This window comes from Proteus mirabilis HI4320 (assembly GCF_000069965.1).
Lineage (GTDB): Bacteria > Pseudomonadota > Gammaproteobacteria > Enterobacterales > Enterobacteriaceae > Proteus > Proteus mirabilis.
In genome coordinates, this window is the sequence record NC_010554.1 from 3,442,614 (window position 1) to 3,463,780 (window position 21,167).

The window sequence follows — 21,167 nt, forward strand, 5'->3', positions numbered from 1 at the left end:
ATAAAAAAACAGAAGGCGGCCTATTAGACCGCCTTCACTATTTTATGTCACTTTTCTTTGAATGTAACCAAAGAAGAGGTTTTTCCTGATGTGACCTTATTTTTTGTCTCTACTATGTAGCCCACGTTTTTCCAGACCGCGGTAGATTAACTGCTGCTGGATAATGGTTACTAGGTTACTGACGATATAGTACAGAACCAGACCTGATGGGAACCACAGGAAGAATACAGTAAATACAACCGGCATAAAGGTCATAATTTTTTGTTGCATCGGATCAGTGACTGCTGTTGGTGACAGTTTCTGAATGATGAACATCGTCACACCCATTAATAATGGCAGGATATAGTACGGATCTTGTGCTGATAAGTCTTGGATCCATAATATAAATGGTGCATGACGTAATTCAACCGAGCCCATTAACATATAGTATAAGGCAAGGAAGATTGGCATCTGGATAATCAGCGGTAAACAACCACCAAGAGGATTAACTTTCTCTTGTTTGTATAACGCCATCATTTCTTGGCTCATACGTTGTTTATCATCACCAATACGCTCACGAAGTGCCGCCAGTTTTGGTTGCAGTAAACGCATTTTCGCCATAGAGGTGTATTGCGCTTTCGTGAGTGGATACATAATACCACGAACGATAAAGGTGATCATGATGATGGAGAAACCCCAGTTACCGATAAAGCTGTGCAGGAATTTCAGCAGCTTAAACAGTGGCTGAGAGATAAACCATAACCAACCATAGTCAACAGATAGGTCTAAATGTGGTGCGATTGCAGACATTTCAGACTGGATCTCAGGCCCGACCCATAATGTTGAAGTGATATCCTGTGTGCTATTTGGTGCAACAGTAATAGGTGCTGATTTATAACCAATCAGTGCGATAGATTTATTATCTAAAGTGATAGAGTAGAAGTTGTTATTCTGACTATCTTTAGCTGGGATCCACGCGGTTGCGAAGTATTGTTGTAACATCGCAATCCAACCATTGTTGGTTGTGATAGAAAGGTTTTTATCTTCGATATCACCAAAGCTATATTTTTTATAGTTGGTTTCATCTGATGAATAAGCCGCACCACGATAGGTATGTAGCGCAAAGTTGCTACTTCCAGTATCACGGTGTTCTGGTAACTTAACAGATTGTTTTAACTGACCATAAAAGTTCATTGTCAGTGTTTTATCTGTTGGGTTCTCAACTTTGTATTCAATACCAATGTCATACTGACCTTTTTTCAGAATAAAGGTTTTGACGAATTTCACGCCTTCTTCATTCACAAAAGTCATAGGTACACGTAATTCATCTTGGTTTTCACCTAAGATAAATTCTTGTTGTGTGGCACTGTAGACAGGGCGAGATTTCTGATCTGGACCATCAGGGCCAATTAAGCCACTTTGAGCCTGATACAGGAATTGAGGTGTAGTTTCCAGTAAACGGAAAGGGGTTTTTGAATTAAGCTCGGCGGGATAGGCTAACAAATCAGCCTCATCGATAGTACCGCCCTGAGTATTGATACGAAGATCAAGTACGTCAGTTTTTACGGTAATCAATTTTGCCTGCTCATTGCTGTTACCAGTCACAGCAAGACTATCACTGCTTGGCATGTCCGCTTGTTGCGAGACCTGAGTAGTAGTGGTGGTGTTTTGTGATACTTTATCACCCTCCCACTGCTGCCAGATCAGGAAAGAAACGAACAGTAAAGCGATGAATAGAAGATTGCGTTGCGAATCCATCGTTAATTTTCTCTGTTATCGTCGTTTTTTCTAGGTGGGACAGGATCATCACCACCTTCGTGTAAAGGGTGGCATTTTAATATGCGTTTCACTGTTAACCAACTACCTTTTATCATTCCAAACCTGCGCAATGCCTCAATACCATAATGAGAGCACGTAGGATTGAAACGACAACGAGGCCCCAACAGAGGACTAATCCCCAGTTGATAGCCCCTAATCAGCAAGATCAGGATTTTTGAGCCAAGCGACAATGACGACGCCATAATTTACCCAACACTTCCGTCAATTGGTGGTTATCAAGTTCAGCTACCCCCTTCCTTACTAATACCACAAAATCCATAGCAGGTAATTGATGCTGATGTAAACGAAAGTATTCACGGGCTAATCGTTTAATCCGATTACGCTCATGAGCACGTTTAACGTTTTTCTTTGCGATAGTTAGACCGATGCGGGGATGCCCCAGCTCATTCTGGCGACCCAAAATTGTAACTTCTGGTGAACTCGCACGCTGTGGCTGCTGGAAAACAAAATTGAAATGCTTGGGAGTTAACAAACGTAACTCCCTTGGAAAAGCGAGCTTAACCACGGAATGGTTAGCTTTTATTATTTCGAAGAAACGGTCAGACGAGCGCGGCCTTTCGCACGACGGCGAGCCAGAACCTGACGACCATTTTTAGTGGCCATACGAGCGCGGAAGCCGTGGTTACGGTTGCGCTTCAGTACAGACGGTTGAAAAGTGCGTTTCATAGCGATTTCTACCTACTTTATATTATTACTGATTCAGCAAATGCGTTGACAGACAGGAGTGCAATAAATAAACAAACCAGTACTTCAATCGCAGCATCAATGATGGAAAGATGCGGGATTGTAATAAAATCACTCAAATGCGTCAATGAAGATGACGTTTTAAGTACCGATTTTTGTCGTCTTTTTTAGCAAACCCGATTATCAATCCTTACTTATGCGCAACGCTCGCTCTTATCGACACCCTAAAAAGGGAAGATAAAGGGCGAATTGTTGGTACAAGCACGCAGGGTGCAAGATTATACGGACTCAGGGTGAAAGCGCAAGGATCTTTGGTGGATCATCATGCAGATAATTGATCATCCTTTATAAGAAGAGCAGAAATTTACCTACAGAAAGTTATCCCCAATTGCTATTTATAGGGTGACTCAAGTACACTAGAACTCCCTTACCTATTTATTTCGGAGAATTATCACAAATAGGTAAGCCTGTGGATAAAAACCATAAAAACTGTGTAAAAGAAAGAGGATCTTCGTTTCATTTTGCGATATGATCCCCCGTCACGATCAGAACAACCAGTCTGCGATCGTGAAGCACGATGTAAAAATCGTGGTCATCAAAGTTGTTCCTTATTAAGAATTGAAGAGGAACGGTGTTGTGTACCTAAGTGTTTAATCACATTTTTCCTGTTTATTTTTTAGTCTTGTTTTTGAGGGGAGTCCGCCGTGTCACTTTCGCTTTGGCAGCATTGTCTTGCCCGATTGCAGGATGAGTTACCTGCCACTGAATTTAGTATGTGGATACGTCCCTTGCAGGCAGAACTAAGCGATAACACGCTGGCACTGTATGCACCTAATCGTTTTGTGTTAGATTGGGTAAGAGAAAAGTACATTAATAATATTAATGCGTTATTAGTCGACTTTTGTGGTTCTGATGTCCCTTCGTTGCGTTTTGAAGTGGGGAATAAACCTGTATCAGCACGTACCACCGAGAGTGTTCCCAAAACCGTGACACATCCCGCGGTTAATTCCACACCGACTAACAGCCAGCCTGTGCGTCCTAGCTGGGATAATCAACCGCAATCCCAGTTACCTGAACTTAATTATCGTTCTAATGTGAATCCTAAACATAAATTTGATAATTTCGTTGAAGGTAAATCGAACCAACTTGCTAGAGCTGCCGCAAGACAAGTTGCTGATAATCCTGGAGGAGCTTATAACCCACTGTTTTTATATGGGGGAACGGGTCTGGGTAAAACGCATCTATTGCATGCGGTGGGCAACAGTATTATGGAACGTAAAGCCAATGCTAAAGTTGTTTATATGCATTCGGAACGTTTCGTGCAAGATATGGTAAAGGCGTTACAAAATAATGCTATTGAAGATTTTAAACGCTACTATCGCTCTGTAGACGCGCTATTAATTGATGATATTCAATTTTTTGCCAATAAAGAGCGTTCACAAGAAGAGTTTTTTCATACCTTTAACGCTTTGTTAGAGGGAAATCAGCAAATTATTTTAACCTCAGACCGTTATCCTAAAGAGATTAACGGGGTAGAGGATCGATTAAAATCGCGCTTTGGTTGGGGATTGACTGTAGCCATTGAACCACCAGAATTAGAAACGCGTGTGGCGATTTTGATGAAAAAAGCGGACGAAAATCAAATCCAGTTACCTGATGAAGTGGCGTTTTTTATTGCTAAACGACTCCGCTCTAACGTCCGTGAACTAGAAGGTGCATTAAACCGAGTAATAGCTAACGCAAATTTTACCGGTCGAGCCATTACCATCGACTTTGTGCGTGAAGCATTACGTGATTTACTCGCATTACAAGAGAAACTCGTTACTATCGATAATATTCAGAAAACTGTAGCAGAATATTATAAAATTAAGGTAGCGGATTTGTTGTCGAAGCGACGATCCCGATCGGTTGCCCGTCCGAGGCAAATGGCAATGGCGCTGGCAAAGGAATTAACAAACCACAGCTTGCCTGAAATCGGGGATGCCTTTGGTGGTCGTGACCATACTACGGTACTGCATGCTTGCCGAAAAATAGAGCAACTGCGTGAAGAAAGTCACGATATCAAAGAAGATTTTTCTAACTTAATCAGAACATTATCATCCTAGCGCTATGAAATTTATCATTGAACGAGAACAGCTGCTAAAGCCGCTGCAACAAGTCAGCGGCCCTTTAGGCGGTCGCCCAACTTTACCTATTTTAGGCAACCTGTTGCTTAAGGTGACGGAGAATACCTTATCGCTAACAGGTACAGACCTTGAGATGGAGATGATGGCAAGAGTGAGTCTTAGCCAATCTCATGAAATCGGTGCAACGACTGTTCCTGCGCGTAAGTTTTTTGATATTTGGCGCGGATTACCTGAGGGAGCAGAAATCAGCGTAGAATTAGACGGTGATCGCTTACTCGTTCGTTCAGGAAGAAGTCGTTTTTCTTTATCGACACTCCCTGCGTCTGATTTCCCGAATTTAGACGATTGGCAAAGTGAGGTTGAATTTACTTTGCCACAAGCCACTCTAAAACGTTTGATTGAATCCACACAGTTTTCAATGGCGCATCAAGATGTGCGTTACTACCTCAACGGTATGTTATTTGAAACGGAAAACACGGAATTGCGCACAGTTGCTACTGATGGTCACCGTTTAGCGGTCTGTGCCATGGATATTGGACAATCTTTACCCGGACATTCTGTTATTGTGCCACGTAAAGGTGTTATTGAACTGATGCGTTTACTTGATGGCAGTGGTGAGAGTTTATTACAGTTACAAATTGGCAGTAATAATTTACGCGCTCATGTAGGCGACTTTATTTTTACCTCGAAACTGGTTGATGGTCGTTTCCCTGACTATCGCCGCGTATTACCGAAAAATCCGACTAAAACAGTTATCGCAGGTTGTGATATCCTCAAACAAGCGTTCTCTCGTGCGGCGATTTTATCGAATGAAAAATTCCGTGGGGTGCGTATTAACCTCACTAATGGACAATTAAAAATTACCGCTAACAACCCTGAACAAGAAGAAGCAGAAGAAATTGTCGATGTTCAGTATCAGGGGGAAGAGATGGAGATCGGTTTTAATGTGAGCTACCTTCTTGATGTGTTAAACACACTCAAGTGTGAAGAGGTAAAATTATTACTGACTGATGCTGTTTCAAGTGTACAGGTTGAGAATGTGGCAAGTGCAGCCGCAGCTTATGTTGTTATGCCGATGCGCTTGTAATCACGATTAATATGATTTTATCCCGTTTATTGATCCGCCATTTTAGAAATATTGAACAGGCTGATTTGCCATTAGCGGATGGTTTTAATTTTCTTGTAGGACCAAACGGGAGTGGGAAAACCAGTATACTTGAAGCGATTTACACATTAGGCCATGGACGGGCATTTCGTAGTGCCCAAGCGAATCGAGTGATCCAGCATGATGAAAATGCGTTTATTTTACATGGGCGTTTAAGTGGCCTTGATGAAGAAAGTCGCGGTTACTCAATTGGTTTAAGTAAAGATCGCGAGGGTAACAGTACGGTACGTATTGATGGTAGCGATGGGCATAAAATTGCAGAGTTAGCGAAGTTATTACCGATGCAATTAATAACCCCTGAGGGGTTCACATTACTTAATGGTGGGCCTAAATATCGTCGTGCTTTTATCGATTGGGGTTGTTTTCATAATGAGCCTCGATTTTTTGCTGCATGGTCAGATTTAAAACGCGTCTTAAAACAGCGTAATGCAGCACTCAGGCAAGCGTCGTCTTATCGACAACTCTTACCTTGGGATAAAGAGCTTATCTTACTGACAGAACAGATAAGCCAATGGCGAGCTGAATATACAGAAGATATCGCCAAAGATATTGAAGAAACGTGCCAATTATTTCTCCCTGAATTTACCTTGAAAGTCAGTTTTCAACGAGGATGGGATAAAGAAACCGATTATGCACAGTTGCTAGAACGTCAATTTGAACGTGACAAAGTGTTATCATATACCTCGTTAGGTGCTCATAAAGCGGATTTACGTATTCGTGCTAACGGCACTCCGGTAGAAGATATGTTGTCACGGGGTCAGCTTAAGTTGTTAATGTGTGCATTAAGGCTGGCACAAGGTGAATATTTCACTCGTAAGAATGGGCAAAGATGCCTGTATCTGCTCGATGATTTTGCTTCTGAATTAGACGCAAATCGGCGCCAGTTGTTAGCCGAGCGTTTAAAGTCTACGCAAGCTCAGGTGTTTGTCAGTGCAATCACCTCTGGGCAAGTTAAAGATATGCTAGATGTAAATAGCAGGCTATTTAGCGTAGAACATGGCAAAATAGAGGTTAAACCATAGGAATAAAGCGAGAAACGTTGATGTCGAATACATATGACTCCTCAAGTATCAAAGTATTAAAAGGGCTGGATGCGGTGCGTAAGCGCCCGGGGATGTATATCGGGGATACAGATGATGGAACCGGTCTGCATCACATGGTCTTCGAGGTGGTCGACAACGCTATCGACGAAGCCCTCGCGGGTTACTGTGATGAGATTATTGTCACTATCCATTCAGATAACTCAGTCTCTGTTCGCGATGATGGCCGTGGTATTCCAACGGGTATTCATGAAGAAGAGGGCGTTTCTGCAGCAGAAGTGATTATGACGGTTCTGCATGCGGGTGGTAAATTCGATGATAACTCCTATAAAGTCTCTGGTGGGCTGCATGGTGTAGGGGTTTCCGTTGTTAATGCGTTGTCTGAAAAACTTGAACTGACTATCCATCGTGATGGTAAAATTCATCAACAAATTTACCGTTCAGGTGTACCTGACGATCGCTTAAAAGTGATTGGTGAAACAGATAAGTCAGGAACCTTTGTTCGTTTCTGGCCAAGTCTTGATACCTTTAAAGGTGAGACTGAATTCCAATATGATATTTTAGCGAAACGTCTGCGTGAGCTCTCCTTCTTAAACTCAGGAGTCTCTATTCGTTTAATTGATAAACGTGATAACCGCGAAGATCATTTCCACTATGAAGGTGGTATCAAAGCATTCGTTGAATACTTAAGCCGTAATAAAACGCCTATTCACCAAAATGTATTCTATTTTTCTACAGAGAAAGATGGCATTGGTGTTGAAGTGGCGATGCTGTGGAATGATGGTTTCCAAGAAAACGTTTATTGCTTTACCAATAATATTCCACAACGTGATGGTGGTACTCACTTAGTTGGTTTCCGTACCGCAATGACCCGTACGCTAAACAACTATATGGATAAAGAAGGCTTTAATAAGAAATCGAAAATCAGTGCAACGGGTGATGATGCTCGTGAAGGCCTGATTGCGGTTATTTCTGTTAAAGTACCTGATCCGAAATTCTCATCACAAACGAAAGATAAACTGGTTTCTTCTGAAGTTAAAACAGCGGTAGAAACGCTGATGAATGAGAAGCTGGTGGAATATCTATTAGAAAATCCGACTGACGCAAAAATTGTTGTCGGTAAAATTATTGATGCCGCTCGTGCCCGTGAAGCTGCGCGTAAAGCACGTGAGATGACGCGTCGTAAAGGCGCACTCGATTTAGGTGGTTTACCGGGTAAATTAGCGGACTGCTCTGAGCGTGATCCTGCTTTTTCTGAACTCTACTTAGTGGAAGGGGACTCTGCGGGTGGCTCGGCAAAACAAGGGCGTAACCGTAAAACGCAAGCGATTTTACCGTTAAAAGGTAAGATCTTAAACGTTGAGAAAGCGCGTTTTGATAAGATGCTGGCATCTCAAGAAGTGGCAACGCTTATCACGGCATTAGGTTGTGGTATTGGCCGTGATGAATATAACCCAGATAAACTGCGTTATCACAGCATTATTATCATGACGGATGCGGACGTCGATGGTTCTCACATTCGTACATTATTACTGACGTTCTTCTATCGCCAAATGCCAGAAATTATCGAACGTGGTCATATCTTTATTGCTCAGCCACCTCTCTATAAAGTGAAAAAAGGGAAACAAGAGCAATACATTAAAGATGATGATGCGATGGATGAATATCTGATGTCTATTGCGCTTGATGGTGCAGCGCTTTACGTCAGTGAACATGCCCCTGCTATGCATGGTGCACAATTAGAAAAACTGGTTGTTGACTACCATGCTGCGCATAAAATTATTCGTCGTATGGAGCGTCTCTATCCACTGAGTATGTTAAATAGCTTGGTCTATCACTCAACGCTGACAGAAGATGATCTCTCTGATAAAGCGAAAGTGGAAGAGTGGATGAGTGGCTTGGTGAACCGTTTAAATAATGCGGAAGAGCAAAGCAGTACTTACAGCTATACCATCACACAAAACGAAGAAAATCGTTTATTTGAGCCAGTATTACGCATTCGTACTTACGGTATCGATACAGACTATAAATTGGATTACGATTTTATTCATAGTAGTGAATATCAACGTATTACTAATTTGGGCGATATTATTGGTAACCTGATTGAAGAAGGGGCCTATATTGAGCGTGGAGAACGTCGTCAGGCGATTTCAAGCTTTGAAGAAGCCCTAGAATGGTTAACCAAAGAATCACGTCGTGGTCTTGCTGTACAGCGTTATAAAGGTCTTGGTGAAATGAACCCAGAACAATTATGGGAAACCACCATGAACCCAGATACGCGTCGTATGATGCAAGTCACTGTGAAAGATGCGATTGCTACCGATGAGTTATTCACAACCTTAATGGGTGATGCTGTTGAACCTCGTCGTGCTTTTATCGAAGAAAATGCACTAAAAGCAGAAAATATCGATATCTAATAACGTTTTCTTGAGTCAAACAAAACCCGCTAATTCAATAGGTTAGCGGGTTTTTTATATCTATAGTATTCGTTGTGTTTTAAGCTAAGATCTTCAGCATACGACGAAGTGGCTCTGCGGCACCCCATAACAACTGATCACCCACTGTAAAGGCAGAAATAAATTCAGGTCCCATATTCAGTTTACGAATACGTCCTACAGGGGTACTTAATGTGCCCGTTACGGCTGCTGGGGTTAATTCGCGCATTGTTAATTCACGATCGTTTGGCACTACTTTTACCCAATCATTATGTTGGGCAAGCAATTGCTCAATTTCGTTAACCGGTAAATCTTTTTTCAGTTTTAAGGTGAATGCTTGGCTATGACAACGTAATGCACCTATACGAACACAAAGACCATCCACAGGAATGATATTTGAACCGGTGTTTAAGATCTTGTTGGTTTCAGCTTGGCCTTTCCACTCTTCACGGCTCTGGCCATTTTCCAATTGTTTATCAATCCAAGGAATTAAGCTACCAGCCAGTGGAACACCAAATTGCTCTGTCGGCATAGTACCACTGCGAGTAAAGTTAGTGACTTTGCGCTCAATATCTAAAATTGCCGAAGCTGGATTTTCTAGCTCTTTAACCACTTGGTTATGTAATGCACCCATTTGTGACAATAATTCACGCATATGACGCGCACCGGCGCCGGATGCGGCTTGGTAAGTGGAGACACTAGCCCACTCAACTAAATCGTTAGCAAAAAGTCCGCCCAAAGACATCAACATTAAGCTTACGGTGCAATTCCCCCCCACAAAGGTTTTAATACCTTTATTGAGGCTATCTTGGATATGTTGACCATTAACGGGATCAAGAATAATCACCGCATCATCATTCATGCGTAGTGCAGATGCCGCATCAATCCAATAACCTTGCCAACCCGCTTGACGTAGTTTGGGATAAATATCATGGGTGTAATCACCCCCTTGGCAACTGATAATGATATCGAGTGAGGCGAGCGTATCAATATCATAAGCATCTTGCAGTGTACTACGATGATTGCCATAAGCAGGTGCTGCTTCACCTAATTGAGAAGTGGTGAAGAAAACAGGGTTTATCCCATCAAAATCACGTTCTTCAACCATTCTTTGCATTAAAACGGAGCCGACCATACCACGCCAGCCCACAAAACCAACATTTTTCATTGTAATTACCCTGTCTTTGTCTGTAGGAATAGTGAGAGACTTCACACTAACCTGACAAAATATAGAGAGAGGTGCAAGTGAATTTATTGATTATTTACCAAAGAATTAGAAGTGTTTCTAATAGTCTGCATAGAGTTAACAAAAGGAAACTACAGAACGAACAAATATCACGAATTTGTTAAAAATAATGCGCCATTAATTAAGTGAACATTAAGCATAAATCATTTATAAAAAAGATTAAGATGATTCCGTTATGACTTATTTCATTTTTTTGATAAATAAATTTATATTCTTGTCTAATAAACAATGATAAAAATAGAAAAATGTAAAATAGTGTAATATATAAGAAAAACGTATTTACTTAGAGATAGCTCCAAGCTTTATACTGAAATCCGTCATTAGTGAGATGACATAAATTCATAAATAAAAAATAACGATGAATGTACTTCATTTTATCTGATTTTTATTTTATCTAGATAAAAGCTTTAGGGGGCGCAAGATGGATTTATCAACCTACTTTCCATTATCAACCTATTATTCATATTTAAAGCGGTTTGTACTGTCTCCTACCACAATGGGAACTATTGCGCCTTCATCACGTTGGTTATGTTATGAAATGCTCAATAAATTAAATTGGCAACAAGATATCCAAATCGCCGAATTAGGTGCGGGTACTGGGGTGATTACGCAACAGATCTTAAAACGTATGTCATCAAACTCGGTATTAGATGTTTTTGAGATAGAGCCAGCATTCGCTAATGAGCTGAATAAGATTAATGATCCCCGTTTAACCATCTATACAGCGTCGGCTGAAAAGTTAGATAGTCATTATAATATGATTATTTCTGGGTTGCCTTTCTTGTCTATTAACAGAAGGTTAGGGTTAAAAATCTTAAAGCGGGTACATAGCGAATTATTAAAAACCCAAGGTTGTTTTGTGTTGTTTCAATATACCACTCGATATGAAAAAACATTATCTCGTTATTTTCATTTAGAGAAAAAACGTGTGATGTTAAATGTACCGCCAGCTTGGGTTTATTATTGCACGCCAAAAATAGTGTAATAACATTACATCTTAAATTGTCATTATTGTGACTCTCTATTTTTACGCAAATATTGTGTATCAATAAAAGTATGTATCTTATTTTTTAATTTAAATAGTAAGATAAAAAAGACGAAAAAATGTATCTATAGTCTGATAAATATCGAAATATCATGCCGCAATGTCATGTAAAGTCGCCTAAGTCATGATTTTGAAAAACTCACCTATCATAATTGGGTGTATAATCGTTGATGTTTTTTGAGATTAACAGATAAATAGCAATTTAGGGACTTAAAATGGCAATCGACCTTGGTCATCTGGTGACAGAAAGTCGCAATCATCACAGTGAACATATTGATACACTTTCAACACTTGAAATGCTAAAAGTCATTAATAATGAAGATAAAAAAGTGCCTTTTGCGGTTGAAGCCACATTACCCCATATTGCACGGCTGGTGGATAAGGTCGTAACAGCATTTTCTCAAGGTGGTCGATTAATTTATTGCGGTGCAGGTACTTCTGGTCGTTTGGGAATTTTAGATGCCAGTGAATGTCCTCCAACCTATGGAACCCCCCATGATATGGTGATTGGCTTAATTGCCGGGGGACACAAAGCCATTTTACAAGCGGTTGAAAATGCAGAAGATAATGTCCAATTGGGGGCAGAGGATTTACACCAGCTTAATTTTAATGCTAAGGATGTGCTAGTTGGGATTGCAGCCAGTGGTCGAACGCCTTATGTGATTGGCGCATTAGAATATGCACGCTCACTAGGTGCGGTGACCGGGGCAATTAGTTGTAATCCTGATAGTCCCATAGCGCAACGTGCCGATATTGCTATTACGCCGATTGTGGGGCCTGAAGTGGTAACTGGCTCATCACGTATGAAAGCAGGCACGGCACAAAAACTGGTATTAAATATGATAACCACAGGTGCCATGATAAAGATGGGTAAAGTATTTGGTAATTTAATGGTAGATGTTGAAGCCACTAATGCCAAATTAATTGAACGCCAAATTCGTATTGTGATGCAAGCAACAGAGTGTGATCGAGCTACTGCTGAACAAGCACTAGCACAATGCCAACGTCATTGTAAAACAGCGATTTTGATGATTTTAGCCGGCGTAAATGCACAACAAGCAACACAGTTGTTGGCGCAAAATAAAGGGTTTATTAGACAAGCTCTAGCTAAATGATAGCGTTACAGATTTGCTTTTAAACGGAATGATAAATGCTATCTTCGCATTGGTGAGTGATCCGTCGCAATGTTAATCAGCGAAAATTCAATATGTCACTACCTTGTCATATTTGGTATGAAATATTGAAAGGGGCCTTTATTTTATGTCCATTTTTATAGAAATAAGCGCAATATGAATTGTCCACTTCCTCTAAAATAAGACAGCTATAATTAGAATTTCTGTCTGCCCCAGCCATTACAGAGGTTATGATAAAAAAGCCCGTTTTACTGAAACTCAAATCGTTAATATTTTAAAACTCGCTGATTCTGGAATGAAAGTGGACGATATTTGCCGCCAAAATGGGATCAGCAACGCTACTTATTATAATTCGAAATCAAAGTATGGTGGCATGGAAGCTAATGATGTTAAACGATTAAAAGAACTTGAAGATGAGAACGCGAAACCGAAAAAGTTCTTTGCCGAAGTTAGTCTTGAAAACCATGCAATGAAGGAGCTTTTCGCAAAAAGGGTTGGTAGTGGCTGAAAAAAGATCCTGTGCTCAATCATTAAAAGAGGCAGGTTTATCAGTCATTAAGGCCTGTAAGCTGACGTCGTTGTCACGAGCCACATTTTATCGTCAGCAAATAGATTGGCGTAAAAAAGACCATTGGTGATAGAAAAAATCCCGAATATTCAATGGGTATAGGATTTTATGCACGACAGTTTATATTGCGGTAAGCGGTTCAGAACCCTCAATATTATTGATGAGGTAACGCGTGAATGCTTGGCGATTGAGGTTGATACATCATTACCGGCTAAACGTGTTATCAGGATGCTTGAACTAATCTCGATTAATTTATTGAATTACTGCGAAACTCACCACGTTGAGCTCTCATATTCAACCCGGCAAGCCACCGAAAAATGGTTTTATCGAACGATTTAATGGCTCATTTCGCCGCGAATTTTTAAATGTGTATTTATTTGAATCATTAATTCAGGTACGAGAAATGGTGTGGTTTTGGTAGCAAGATTATAACCAAAATCGAACTTACGAAAGTTTAAACCACCTCCCACCGAGGTCTATCGTAAACAGTTAGAAAACTCTAAGTTGGAGTGTCTCAATTAAAGGGAGAGTGGACAACCAAAAGTGGACGCCGAAAAACGTTGTCCACTTTATGGCGTATTATGAGTGAAAGATATTATGCTTATGGACAATGTGCTCCAACTCATTTCGCTCTATTGTTCTAACTCCTGTTAATCTAGCCTCATCATATCCATCAGGTGTAAAGTCTGTCGTAGTTATACAAATCATTTCTTTAGCACCTCTTGTATTTGCGAAACTGTGAAGCCTTTGAATAGGGGTGGAACCAATTTTACTCTTTGTATACCTCTTGCACTGCACAATAACCAAGTCACCATTTTTGTTATTACATCTGACATCAACACCACGGTCACCTGCTCGCCCTGAAACGACAACATTGGAGTATCCTTCTAACTCCAGAATTTTAGCTACAAACACTTCGAACTCATAAGGATCTAACTCTAATAAGTTTTGTATATTGCTTGGTATTTTGGGGATAGGTCGTTTAGTGAAGAATTTTCCTCCATCTACAGGCTCTGCATAAAGATTTAAAAGAGAATGGATTGAGTCTTCACCATCCTTCAAAATATCTTCTAAAATTGCTCTAGTTCCATTTTCTACGAATTCTGCAACTTTGAGCAAGAATTGATCAAATGTAAATTTGTCACGATTTAACAGAAGTTCTTCAATCACATATGGGATATAAAGTGAGACCCTTTCTATATATGGTACATTGAAGATTTCATCTGAATATGGACTAGTTGCCCTCGGAAGATATTGACCAGCTGTACTTTCTTGGCAAACTCTACGAAATGCTCTTTCAACTAAATGTCTATTTTTTGGTAGGTTTAATTCATGTAGTCCCAGATTATTTAATTTAGAAAAAAAGCTTCTTTTCCATGCCTGTTCGCTAAAAGATCCAGCTAATTTATCTTGAAGTGAAACAGAGCACCTATATGCTAACTCGTCTAAGTCATAATCGTTTACATAACATCGTCTTTCATCATAAGAAAGCTTTATGAACGTTAGAATCAAATCACTACTAAAAGCATAGTGCGCACTCTGTTGTATTCTCATAGAAGGATCGTTATTAGAAAGATCTATCGTGAGCAATGGTTCAAAGCCATTCTTTCTCGCCAGTAATTTCAACCTATTGAAGTTAGCTATCCATTCATTTGCAGGAACGGGCCTAAAGTAAAGAACTAGGAATTTAGACTCACCTAATACTGTATAAGCATGATTAAATAGTTCACTTATATCATCCCACCACTGCTCATATTCTCTTTTTTCCGGTCTCTCTGGGGAGTTACTTACAATAACTTCTTTAGCTAAACGCAGTTCATCAATTTTTAAATCATAACCTAGCCAAGGGTGGTAAAGTTGTGCTCTTTCAAAGTATGCGCTTCCATCATGCCATGGAGGATCGGTTATCACTAAGTCAATCGTTTCTGGCTTAATTTTTGATAAAAACTCTCTGTAATCAGAGTTTCCAAATTTAATTTTTGAGAAGTTATTTAATGAGTAGCCATATATAGTATTGATCCGATTTTTAAATTGTTTCTCAAATATGTTGAGTATGTTCGTTTCTCTCAACTGTACTTTAGGACAATGCAAATCCTGACTTTTACTTCTGTAATCTTTATATTTCATATTGGGAATTACAGATAAGAAGGTACATTTTAAATACTCTTTAGAAGCCTCACTACAGTCTAAGTTCAATATTTCGTTCCAAAGAATAGTTGATACGATTTGACTTCTTTTCGGAAATAAATTTTTGTAATCCAAAAAATCTTTTCCTAGGTTTATCCTAGAGTTTTCGATGAATCTAAAATCAAAAAAATCTATGTCCATTTTTTCGATTTCATCCATCACACTCTGATCATATTCGTCGAAAAACTTCTCTTTGGCACCACAATTTTTACATTTGAATTTACCCCTAAAAGTTATATTTTCTCCATTCTTTCCAAGTCTTTCATGATGTGTGATAGTTTTATAATTTAGTGGCGTTCTGTCGTAACAAAGAGAATCTATAGTTATTTTTTCACCGCAACTGCACATACTTCTGTAGTAGTATTCAGTTTGTGGTCTAGCTATCTTTATAAGCTGTTCAAAGGTGGATATTAGTTCATTTTTGTCTGGCAAATTAAAAGGTAACTGAACCATTTTGTACGTATATGGCTCATACTCGTTGGCATACACATTCCGATTCATTAGCGAAGCCGCGTATGCAAAGCTTCCTGACCCAGAAAACGGGTCGCATACTGTATCCTCGGCCTCTGTTAGTATATCAATTACACTTTTTGCGTGGTTTATTGCTTTTCTTCCTTGAAATGGAAACAATTGATCTGCATGAGGTGGTTTATGATTAATATCAGATAGTGTTAAAACTAGTCTATCTATTTTTTCTCTGACTGCTTTTTGTTTTTCTTTTGAAAAAAGCCAATACATTTATATTATCCTTGATATGTCTTTTTCTATTTTTTCATCAATACCAGTAACTTCATTTACTAGATAAATTTTAATAAATTCAGCAAACCTATCGAAGTATGTTCCTTCAGATAGTTGAATTAGAGCATCATCTAAAGTGATTTTTCTCTGATTCTTTAATTTAGAAGCACTTTTCCTACAAATTACAATTAAGTCTCCATCTAATGTTTTTCCTGGAGATGTAACAGCTTTCATGGATCTACGTTGTTTAGGTATCGCGATTACATCTTCAAAAACGCAATTTGATTCGATAATTGACCGCTTTATAGTTTTCCAGTGCTTGATATTCTTGTCTAAATAGAAAAAAGCAAAGTAACCATCATCTTTTAATCCTTTTAATATAGATTTAAAAGAATTCATCATTCTTATATCGTAATCATTAGAGTCAATATTTCGACCTACAGCATTTGTTTTTACAATTTCGAATTTCCATAAATCTTTTGTTCTTGTTTCATCAATTATTGACCAATAAAAATCAGAATATTCTAAATAAGGCGCATGATCAGCATATGGCGGATCTGTGATTATAAGATCAACGGTGCTATCTTCAAGAGCAATGTCTATTAATCTATCAGCTGGAACATTAAATGTTTCATGAGTACATTGGGTTTCGGCCAATTCCTTTTCGGACCAATTTAAAAAATCAATAAAAGCTTTATTTCTTTTATTTAAAGCGACTATCGGGTTTCTTGATGTAAGTTCTTTTTTAGGTCGCCAGTAAGGCCATTGTGAACTTGCCTTTTTATCACTTAATCGTAGTAAAGGAAGCATAGAGGATAAAAAAATCTTTAAGAAATTTCTTTCACTCTCAGTAAACTCTGTTTTTCGAATGTATAAGAGACAGTGATTAATAAATGACTTATTTCTATTAGTAAAAAAATCAGAAGCTTTCACACCATTATGAACAGCTATTCTTGTATTTTCTACAAACTCAATGCGTTCAAAGTCTAAAGGGTTAGTTATATTTAGTTCATCATCTTTACATGAGTATATAATATTGTCGCAAATGAGAACCTTTCCTTTTAGATTGTTATTTACGATAGGTTTTATTTTCACCTCACAATTAACTAATCTAAAATTTCCACCTACATAGCTACCTTCAACATTGAAAGACTCCCTTTCAACACATAATCCATCTGTAGTTTTATATATCTCTATAGCATAACTTCTCCACTCTTCAAAAGCTGATGATAATATACCCTTTAAATGAGTAGATGAATCTGTCGTTGAAAGTATGGTACTTACTAATAAGTTGGATATAGGGCTGAGATCGGATCCGATAGTTCTTCTGTTTAACTTCAAGGCTGCGATCAATGATGTCCCTGATCCCATAAATGGATCTACTACTAAATCTCCTGGGTTACTTAATTTTTCAACTAATAACTCGGTTATATTGATTGGTTTTCTTGCCCAATAAGGATGGATTAATCCTGCGGGATAATCATGATTTGGCTTAGTCGCCTTCAGTAAATTTTTTAAATCTTTTAAATCTTTCATTTTGATATTAGGAATAAGTATTCTGTTACGTTTTTATGTCTCGCTTGTCCCTGCCCCGTATGCTGAAGAGAAAACTCTTTAACTTCCATTTGTAACCCCTTCTTTTTTGTATACTCAAAGAAAAACTGACTATCAACAATTGACGAGCAAGCATAGCTAATAGCTAACTTAGCGTTTGCATTCATACAGATATCAATGAGTTTTTCAAAGGCTTTTTTAGCTAGAGCTTTTTTACCAAAATCTGAAGTAATACGATCTTCTCTATAACGACCAACTGTTGTTGAACCTATACGCTTATTAAAGGTCAGCATTGGATAGTCATATAAAACAAAAGTATCTAATACGTGGTAGTATCGAGAATAGTGCTCTTTAAAATATGGTGGATCAGCATATACAATTGTTTCGGAATCAAGAGTAATTTCATCTAGAGCACTCTTAAATTCTTGTTGTAAAACTTTAGCTTCTGTCGTCAATAAACTGGAGTCAAGTGCTATTAACCTTTTAATTGTTTCATTAATTATTGAGATAGAACGTTTTTTTATTAAGTTGATTGCAGACTTATAACTATGTGGTTTAAGAAATTGTGCTAGATGGGTTGTACTCGACACGCAATAAGTCATTGCAGATGTTACACAAGCCAATATGTGTTTTTTGTCTTCGGGAGCACAATTTTCAGCAAACTCTCTCAAGAAATCTATCTCCGCACACTGATAAATTCCAAAGTAAGTATTTCGGTAGTAAGCCAGAAATAATGTCCATTTTTCAGAGTTCTTTAGATTCTCGATTGCTTCGGCATCCCCACCACAAAGTAATGCACTATCTACGAACGTTTTATAAGATTCCCAGTTAAATTGCTCATGTTCGATCTGGTTGTAGAAAGAGAGCTCTGTAAAGTATTCAGGAAGATAATTTTCTCGATCACCCGAAAATAGAGACTTATTAGTTACCTTACTTAATTCACTAATTATTGAAGATAAATTACCACTAGTAGGGTTGAGTAGTGAAGAGAGAAGTGTAGCTGAGTAAGGCTGTATATCATTAGCAGTTACTGCATAGCCTCTATGCTGAGCTTCAAACGCTACGACGCCGGAGCCAGCAAACAGGTCTATGAATTTGTTTTGATTAGGAAAGTACCTAACGATTGTATCAAGAATATTATTGACTATTCTTGATTTTCCACCCAAATATTGCATTGTCAAAGGTCTTTGAGCGACTTGATTATGCAACTTAGGGATGTTTTCTTCGGTTAACATAAGATACCTGTATATAAAAACAGTTATTGAGGTTAAGATACATCAGAGGATAGTAGAAATCTATCGATACCCACTATTTTTTTGTTTGGTTATCCAGCTATCAATGTCACTTTTTCTAAAGCGCCAACTACCTCCGACTTTAAATCCTGGTAATTTACCCTCTGCTGTCAACCTGTATGTAGTCTTTTCAGCTAGCTTGAGATAATCAGCCAGCTCTTTAAGTGTGAGTATTTCATCAGACATAGTAACCCCTCAATTTTCTAGGAAGCGAGAATATGAGAAAATTGAGGAGTTAACAAGAAAATAGTTCATATTAGTTGAAACTGAATAACCGGTATGGTGTAGAAAGCACTGGCTATTGAGATGCTTTTAAATCACGTTGTTAATGATCATGCAAAACTCCACCAAATTAGGAAGGAAAGATCGTGTAAAAATGATCCACCTGATAGCTCTGCTACATTTCTTGTTTTTGCAAGGGATAATTTGGAATGCTTCGTATGGAAACCAACCATCACCAAAGTCTATGAAAGTCTGGACTTCGGCTGACAATTAGTTTTTTCTAGTTGTAGCCGGAGGTCAGATATGATGAATATTAAAGCTAAACGAGATATTGCACATAAAACAAAAATCTTAAATCATGCCCGCGAGAGCAAAAATATTGCTAAAACTTGTCGTCATTTTGGGATCAGTAGAGAAACTTTTTATACTTGGAAAAGAGCTTATGAACGAGATGGCGAAAAAGGATTAATCAACAATAAACCCTGTCCTGAAAATCCAACCAGAAGAGTTGCAAAACATATCGAAGAGCTGGTTATTTATCTGCGTAATCTGCGTAATCTGCGTAATCTGCGTAATCTGCGTAATCTGCGTAATCTGCGTAATCTGCGTAATCTGCGTAATCTGCGTAATCTGCGTAATCTGCGTACGACTTACCATTTTGGCCCCCAGCGCATCGCTTGGTATCTTCTGCGGTTTCATAACATCAAAATATCACGCTCTGGCTGCTACTATGTATTACTAAGAAACAAATTAAACCAACTTCCCCAAAATCAGCGAAGTCGCTCTAAACCACTATTTAAACGTTATCAGAAACAAGTGCCCGGGCACCATGTTCAAGTTGATGTGAAGTTCCTATTTTTTAATACGCCAGATGGTCAACGAATTAAACGTTTTCAATATACGGCGATTGATGATGCGACACGGATCAGAGCACTTAAAATTTATGAAAAGCACAATCAGGCTAATGCCATTGATTTTATTAATTATGTTGTAAATAAATTTCCCTTTAGAATCAAAATGATTAGAACGGATAATGGTCACGAATTCCAATCAAAATTTAATTGGCATATTCATGATCTCGGGATGGAGCATGTTTATATCAAGCCTGCAACCCCCAGATTGAATGGAAAGGTAGAGCGTTCTCATTTAACAGATAAACAAGAGTTTTATCAATTAATCGATTATAAGGATGATGTCGATTTACATGAAAAATTAGCTGAATGGGAGGCTTTTTATAATTGTCATCGCCCTCACTCAGCGCATGCTGGTAAAACACCATATGAAGTGTTAAAAAATAAGCTTGGTCTTTAAGACTAAACGTCAGCCGAGGTTCTGAGTGACACAATCAGCTAACCACATGAACAAATGAGTTTAATCATTACAAAGAAGCTAGAATTCTCAGAATGGGTAAAATTATTTACGTATATAAAGATGACAAACGCCTTATTAGATCGATTAGTCCATCACTGCCACATCCTTGAAACGAGTAACGAATCTTATCGTTTTAAATACCGAGATTAAGATTATTTTTTAGATATTAGGCGGTGGATTTTTTGAAGATCATTGACAGATACATCATCAACAGTACGAAATTGAGGTAATTGATTTCGCTTTTTTTCAGCAATAGGGTCAATACCTTTTCTAATACCAGCTCTTAGTTGTAAGGTTTGTAGTTTTGCATCGCTAAGGGGCCGCCCTTCAGGCACTCTTCCATATCTGCCAAGTGTTAGCTCTTCTCTTTCCATTAATGGTATAGCGAAGAACCCGGAAAGCGCTACCTTTCTTGGTTATTCGAAAGTAAAGACCAGTATCTACTTTATACTTTCCAACCTTTCCTTCTCTCAACTTGTCTTTTAATTGTGCATCATTCATAAGCGTAAAAATGGTGACAGATAAGAAGTAACGTATCATTAC

The 21,167-nt window shown here is 38.6% G+C and carries 17 protein-coding genes and 2 pseudogenes; 9 read left to right on the top strand and 10 right to left on the bottom strand.

What is annotated here, in order from left to right; all coding sequences use genetic code 11:
* Nucleotides 1–96: 96 nt before the first annotated feature.
* The 4 genes from yidC to rpmH are packed head-to-tail and all read right to left on the bottom strand — an operon-like array spanning nucleotide 97 to nucleotide 2,484.
* Nucleotides 97–1,737 carry a membrane protein insertase YidC gene (gene yidC, locus PMI_RS15485; RefSeq protein ID WP_004246512.1) on the bottom strand — a complete coding sequence of 547 codons (1,641 nt, stop codon included), beginning with the start codon at nucleotides 1,735–1,737 and terminating at the stop codon, nucleotides 97–99.
* Nucleotides 1,738–1,739: 2 nt separating this feature from the next.
* On the bottom strand, nucleotides 1,740–2,000 hold the full coding sequence (gene yidD / locus PMI_RS19110; protein WP_012368639.1) for a membrane protein insertion efficiency factor YidD: 261 nt from the start codon (nucleotides 1,998–2,000) through the stop codon (nucleotides 1,740–1,742).
* A complete protein-coding gene (gene rnpA / locus PMI_RS15490) occupies nucleotides 1,964–2,323 on the bottom strand; it encodes a ribonuclease P protein component (protein ID WP_004246510.1) in 360 nt (119 codons plus the stop codon). Before rnpA ends, yidD begins: the two co-directional genes overlap by 37 nt.
* Nucleotides 2,324–2,340: 17 nt before the next feature.
* On the bottom strand, nucleotides 2,341–2,484 hold the full coding sequence (gene rpmH / locus PMI_RS15495; RefSeq protein WP_004246509.1) for a 50S ribosomal protein L34: 144 nt from the start codon (nucleotides 2,482–2,484) through the stop codon (nucleotides 2,341–2,343).
* A 722-nt stretch (nucleotides 2,485–3,206) separates the two neighbouring features.
* Between rpmH and dnaA the strand changes: the two genes are divergently transcribed.
* Genes dnaA through gyrB form a run of 4 tightly spaced genes read left to right on the top strand, consistent with a single transcriptional unit; the run spans nucleotide 3,207 to nucleotide 9,250 of the window.
* Nucleotides 3,207–4,607, top strand: a complete 1,401-nt coding sequence (gene dnaA / locus PMI_RS15500; protein WP_004246507.1) for a chromosomal replication initiator protein DnaA — start codon at nucleotides 3,207–3,209, stop codon at nucleotides 4,605–4,607.
* 4 nt (nucleotides 4,608–4,611) lie between these two features.
* Complete coding sequence (dnaN, locus tag PMI_RS15505) at nucleotides 4,612–5,715, top strand: DNA polymerase III subunit beta (protein ID WP_004246506.1); 1,104 nt, start codon at nucleotides 4,612–4,614, stop codon at nucleotides 5,713–5,715.
* Nucleotides 5,716–5,726: 11 nt separating this feature from the next.
* Complete coding sequence (gene recF / locus PMI_RS15510) at nucleotides 5,727–6,815, top strand: DNA replication/repair protein RecF (RefSeq protein WP_004246505.1); 1,089 nt, start codon at nucleotides 5,727–5,729, stop codon at nucleotides 6,813–6,815.
* A gap of 20 nt (nucleotides 6,816–6,835) precedes the next feature.
* Nucleotides 6,836–9,250, top strand: coding sequence for a DNA topoisomerase (ATP-hydrolyzing) subunit B (gene gyrB, locus PMI_RS15515; protein WP_004246504.1), 2,415 nt, complete (start codon nucleotides 6,836–6,838; stop codon nucleotides 9,248–9,250).
* Nucleotides 9,251–9,329: 79 nt separating this feature from the next.
* On the opposite strand, the gene asd is transcribed toward gyrB, so the two are convergent.
* On the bottom strand, nucleotides 9,330–10,436 hold the full coding sequence (gene asd / locus PMI_RS15520) for an aspartate-semialdehyde dehydrogenase (RefSeq protein WP_004249769.1): 1,107 nt from the start codon (nucleotides 10,434–10,436) through the stop codon (nucleotides 9,330–9,332).
* A gap of 499 nt (nucleotides 10,437–10,935) precedes the next feature.
* Between asd and PMI_RS15525 the strand changes: the two genes are divergently transcribed.
* The 3 genes and pseudogenes from PMI_RS15525 to PMI_RS19115 all read left to right on the top strand — a co-directional run bounded on the left by PMI_RS15525 (nucleotide 10,936) and on the right by PMI_RS19115 (nucleotide 13,782).
* Entirely contained in the window at nucleotides 10,936–11,499 is a 564-nt protein-coding gene (locus PMI_RS15525; RefSeq protein WP_012368640.1) for a class I SAM-dependent methyltransferase, read from the top strand.
* Nucleotides 11,500–11,774: 275 nt separating this feature from the next.
* Entirely contained in the window at nucleotides 11,775–12,674 is a 900-nt protein-coding gene (gene murQ, locus PMI_RS15530; protein WP_012368641.1) for an N-acetylmuramic acid 6-phosphate etherase, read from the top strand.
* 217 nt (nucleotides 12,675–12,891) lie between these two features.
* Nucleotides 12,892–13,782: pseudogene (locus tag PMI_RS19115) on the top strand (integrase core domain-containing protein).
* 57 nt (nucleotides 13,783–13,839) lie between these two features.
* On the opposite strand, the gene PMI_RS15540 reads toward PMI_RS19115, so the two are convergent.
* The 4 genes from PMI_RS15540 to mads1 are packed head-to-tail and all read right to left on the bottom strand — an operon-like array spanning nucleotide 13,840 to nucleotide 19,217.
* Complete coding sequence (locus PMI_RS15540; protein WP_012368643.1) at nucleotides 13,840–16,185, bottom strand: restriction endonuclease; 2,346 nt, start codon at nucleotides 16,183–16,185, stop codon at nucleotides 13,840–13,842.
* Nucleotides 16,186–17,721 (bottom strand): DNA methyltransferase, encoded by a 1,536-nt coding sequence (locus PMI_RS15545; protein ID WP_012368644.1) that lies wholly within the window; start codon nucleotides 17,719–17,721, stop codon nucleotides 16,186–16,188.
* Nucleotides 17,718–18,974, bottom strand: coding sequence for a DNA adenine methylase (locus PMI_RS15550; protein WP_012368645.1), 1,257 nt, complete (start codon nucleotides 18,972–18,974; stop codon nucleotides 17,718–17,720). The genes PMI_RS15545 and PMI_RS15550 overlap by 4 nt, the downstream gene beginning before the upstream one ends.
* 60 nt (nucleotides 18,975–19,034) lie before the next feature.
* Nucleotides 19,035–19,217, bottom strand: a complete 183-nt coding sequence (gene mads1, locus PMI_RS15555; protein WP_012368646.1) for a methylation-associated defense system helix-turn-helix domain-containing protein MAD1 — start codon at nucleotides 19,215–19,217, stop codon at nucleotides 19,035–19,037.
* A 342-nt stretch (nucleotides 19,218–19,559) separates the two neighbouring features.
* On the opposite strand from mads1, the gene PMI_RS15560 reads away from it, so the two are divergent.
* Nucleotides 19,560–20,564 carry an IS481 family transposase gene (locus tag PMI_RS15560; protein WP_012368648.1) on the top strand — a complete coding sequence of 335 codons (1,005 nt, stop codon included), beginning with the start codon at nucleotides 19,560–19,562 and terminating at the stop codon, nucleotides 20,562–20,564.
* Between the two features lie 45 nt (nucleotides 20,565–20,609).
* Nucleotides 20,610–20,774: pseudogene (locus PMI_RS19120) on the top strand (ATP-binding protein); the annotation flags it as partial.
* Between the two features lie 2 nt (nucleotides 20,775–20,776).
* On the opposite strand, the gene PMI_RS19505 reads toward PMI_RS19120, so the two are convergent.
* Nucleotides 20,777–20,998, bottom strand: a complete 222-nt coding sequence (locus PMI_RS19505) for a hypothetical protein (protein WP_192833048.1) — start codon at nucleotides 20,996–20,998, stop codon at nucleotides 20,777–20,779.
* Between the last annotated feature and the right edge of the window lie 169 nt (nucleotides 20,999–21,167).

Coding starts and splice junctions, on each gene's coding strand:
- yidC (WP_004246512.1), bottom strand. CDS start 1,737: ATGGATTCGCAACGCAATCTTCTATTCATCGCTTTACTGTTCGTTTCT.
- yidD (WP_012368639.1), bottom strand. CDS start 2,000: ATGGCGTCGTCATTGTCGCTTGGCTCAAAAATCCTGATCTTGCTGATT.
- rpmH (WP_004246509.1), bottom strand. CDS start 2,484: ATGAAACGCACTTTTCAACCGTCTGTACTGAAGCGCAACCGTAACCAC.
- dnaN (WP_004246506.1), top strand. CDS start 4,612: ATGAAATTTATCATTGAACGAGAACAGCTGCTAAAGCCGCTGCAACAA.
- recF (WP_004246505.1), top strand. CDS start 5,727: ATGATTTTATCCCGTTTATTGATCCGCCATTTTAGAAATATTGAACAG.
- gyrB (WP_004246504.1), top strand. CDS start 6,836: ATGTCGAATACATATGACTCCTCAAGTATCAAAGTATTAAAAGGGCTG.
- asd (WP_004249769.1), bottom strand. CDS start 10,436: ATGAAAAATGTTGGTTTTGTGGGCTGGCGTGGTATGGTCGGCTCCGTT.
- PMI_RS15525 (WP_012368640.1), top strand. CDS start 10,936: ATGGATTTATCAACCTACTTTCCATTATCAACCTATTATTCATATTTA.
- murQ (WP_012368641.1), top strand. CDS start 11,775: ATGGCAATCGACCTTGGTCATCTGGTGACAGAAAGTCGCAATCATCAC.
- PMI_RS15540 (WP_012368643.1), bottom strand. CDS start 16,185: ATGTATTGGCTTTTTTCAAAAGAAAAACAAAAAGCAGTCAGAGAAAAA.
- PMI_RS15545 (WP_012368644.1), bottom strand. CDS start 17,721: ATGAAAGATTTAAAAGATTTAAAAAATTTACTGAAGGCGACTAAGCCA.
- PMI_RS15550 (WP_012368645.1), bottom strand. CDS start 18,974: ATGTTAACCGAAGAAAACATCCCTAAGTTGCATAATCAAGTCGCTCAA.
- mads1 (WP_012368646.1), bottom strand. CDS start 19,217: ATGTCTGATGAAATACTCACACTTAAAGAGCTGGCTGATTATCTCAAG.
- PMI_RS15560 (WP_012368648.1), top strand. CDS start 19,560: ATGAATATTAAAGCTAAACGAGATATTGCACATAAAACAAAAATCTTA.
- PMI_RS19505 (WP_192833048.1), bottom strand. CDS start 20,998: ATGGAAAGAGAAGAGCTAACACTTGGCAGATATGGAAGAGTGCCTGAA.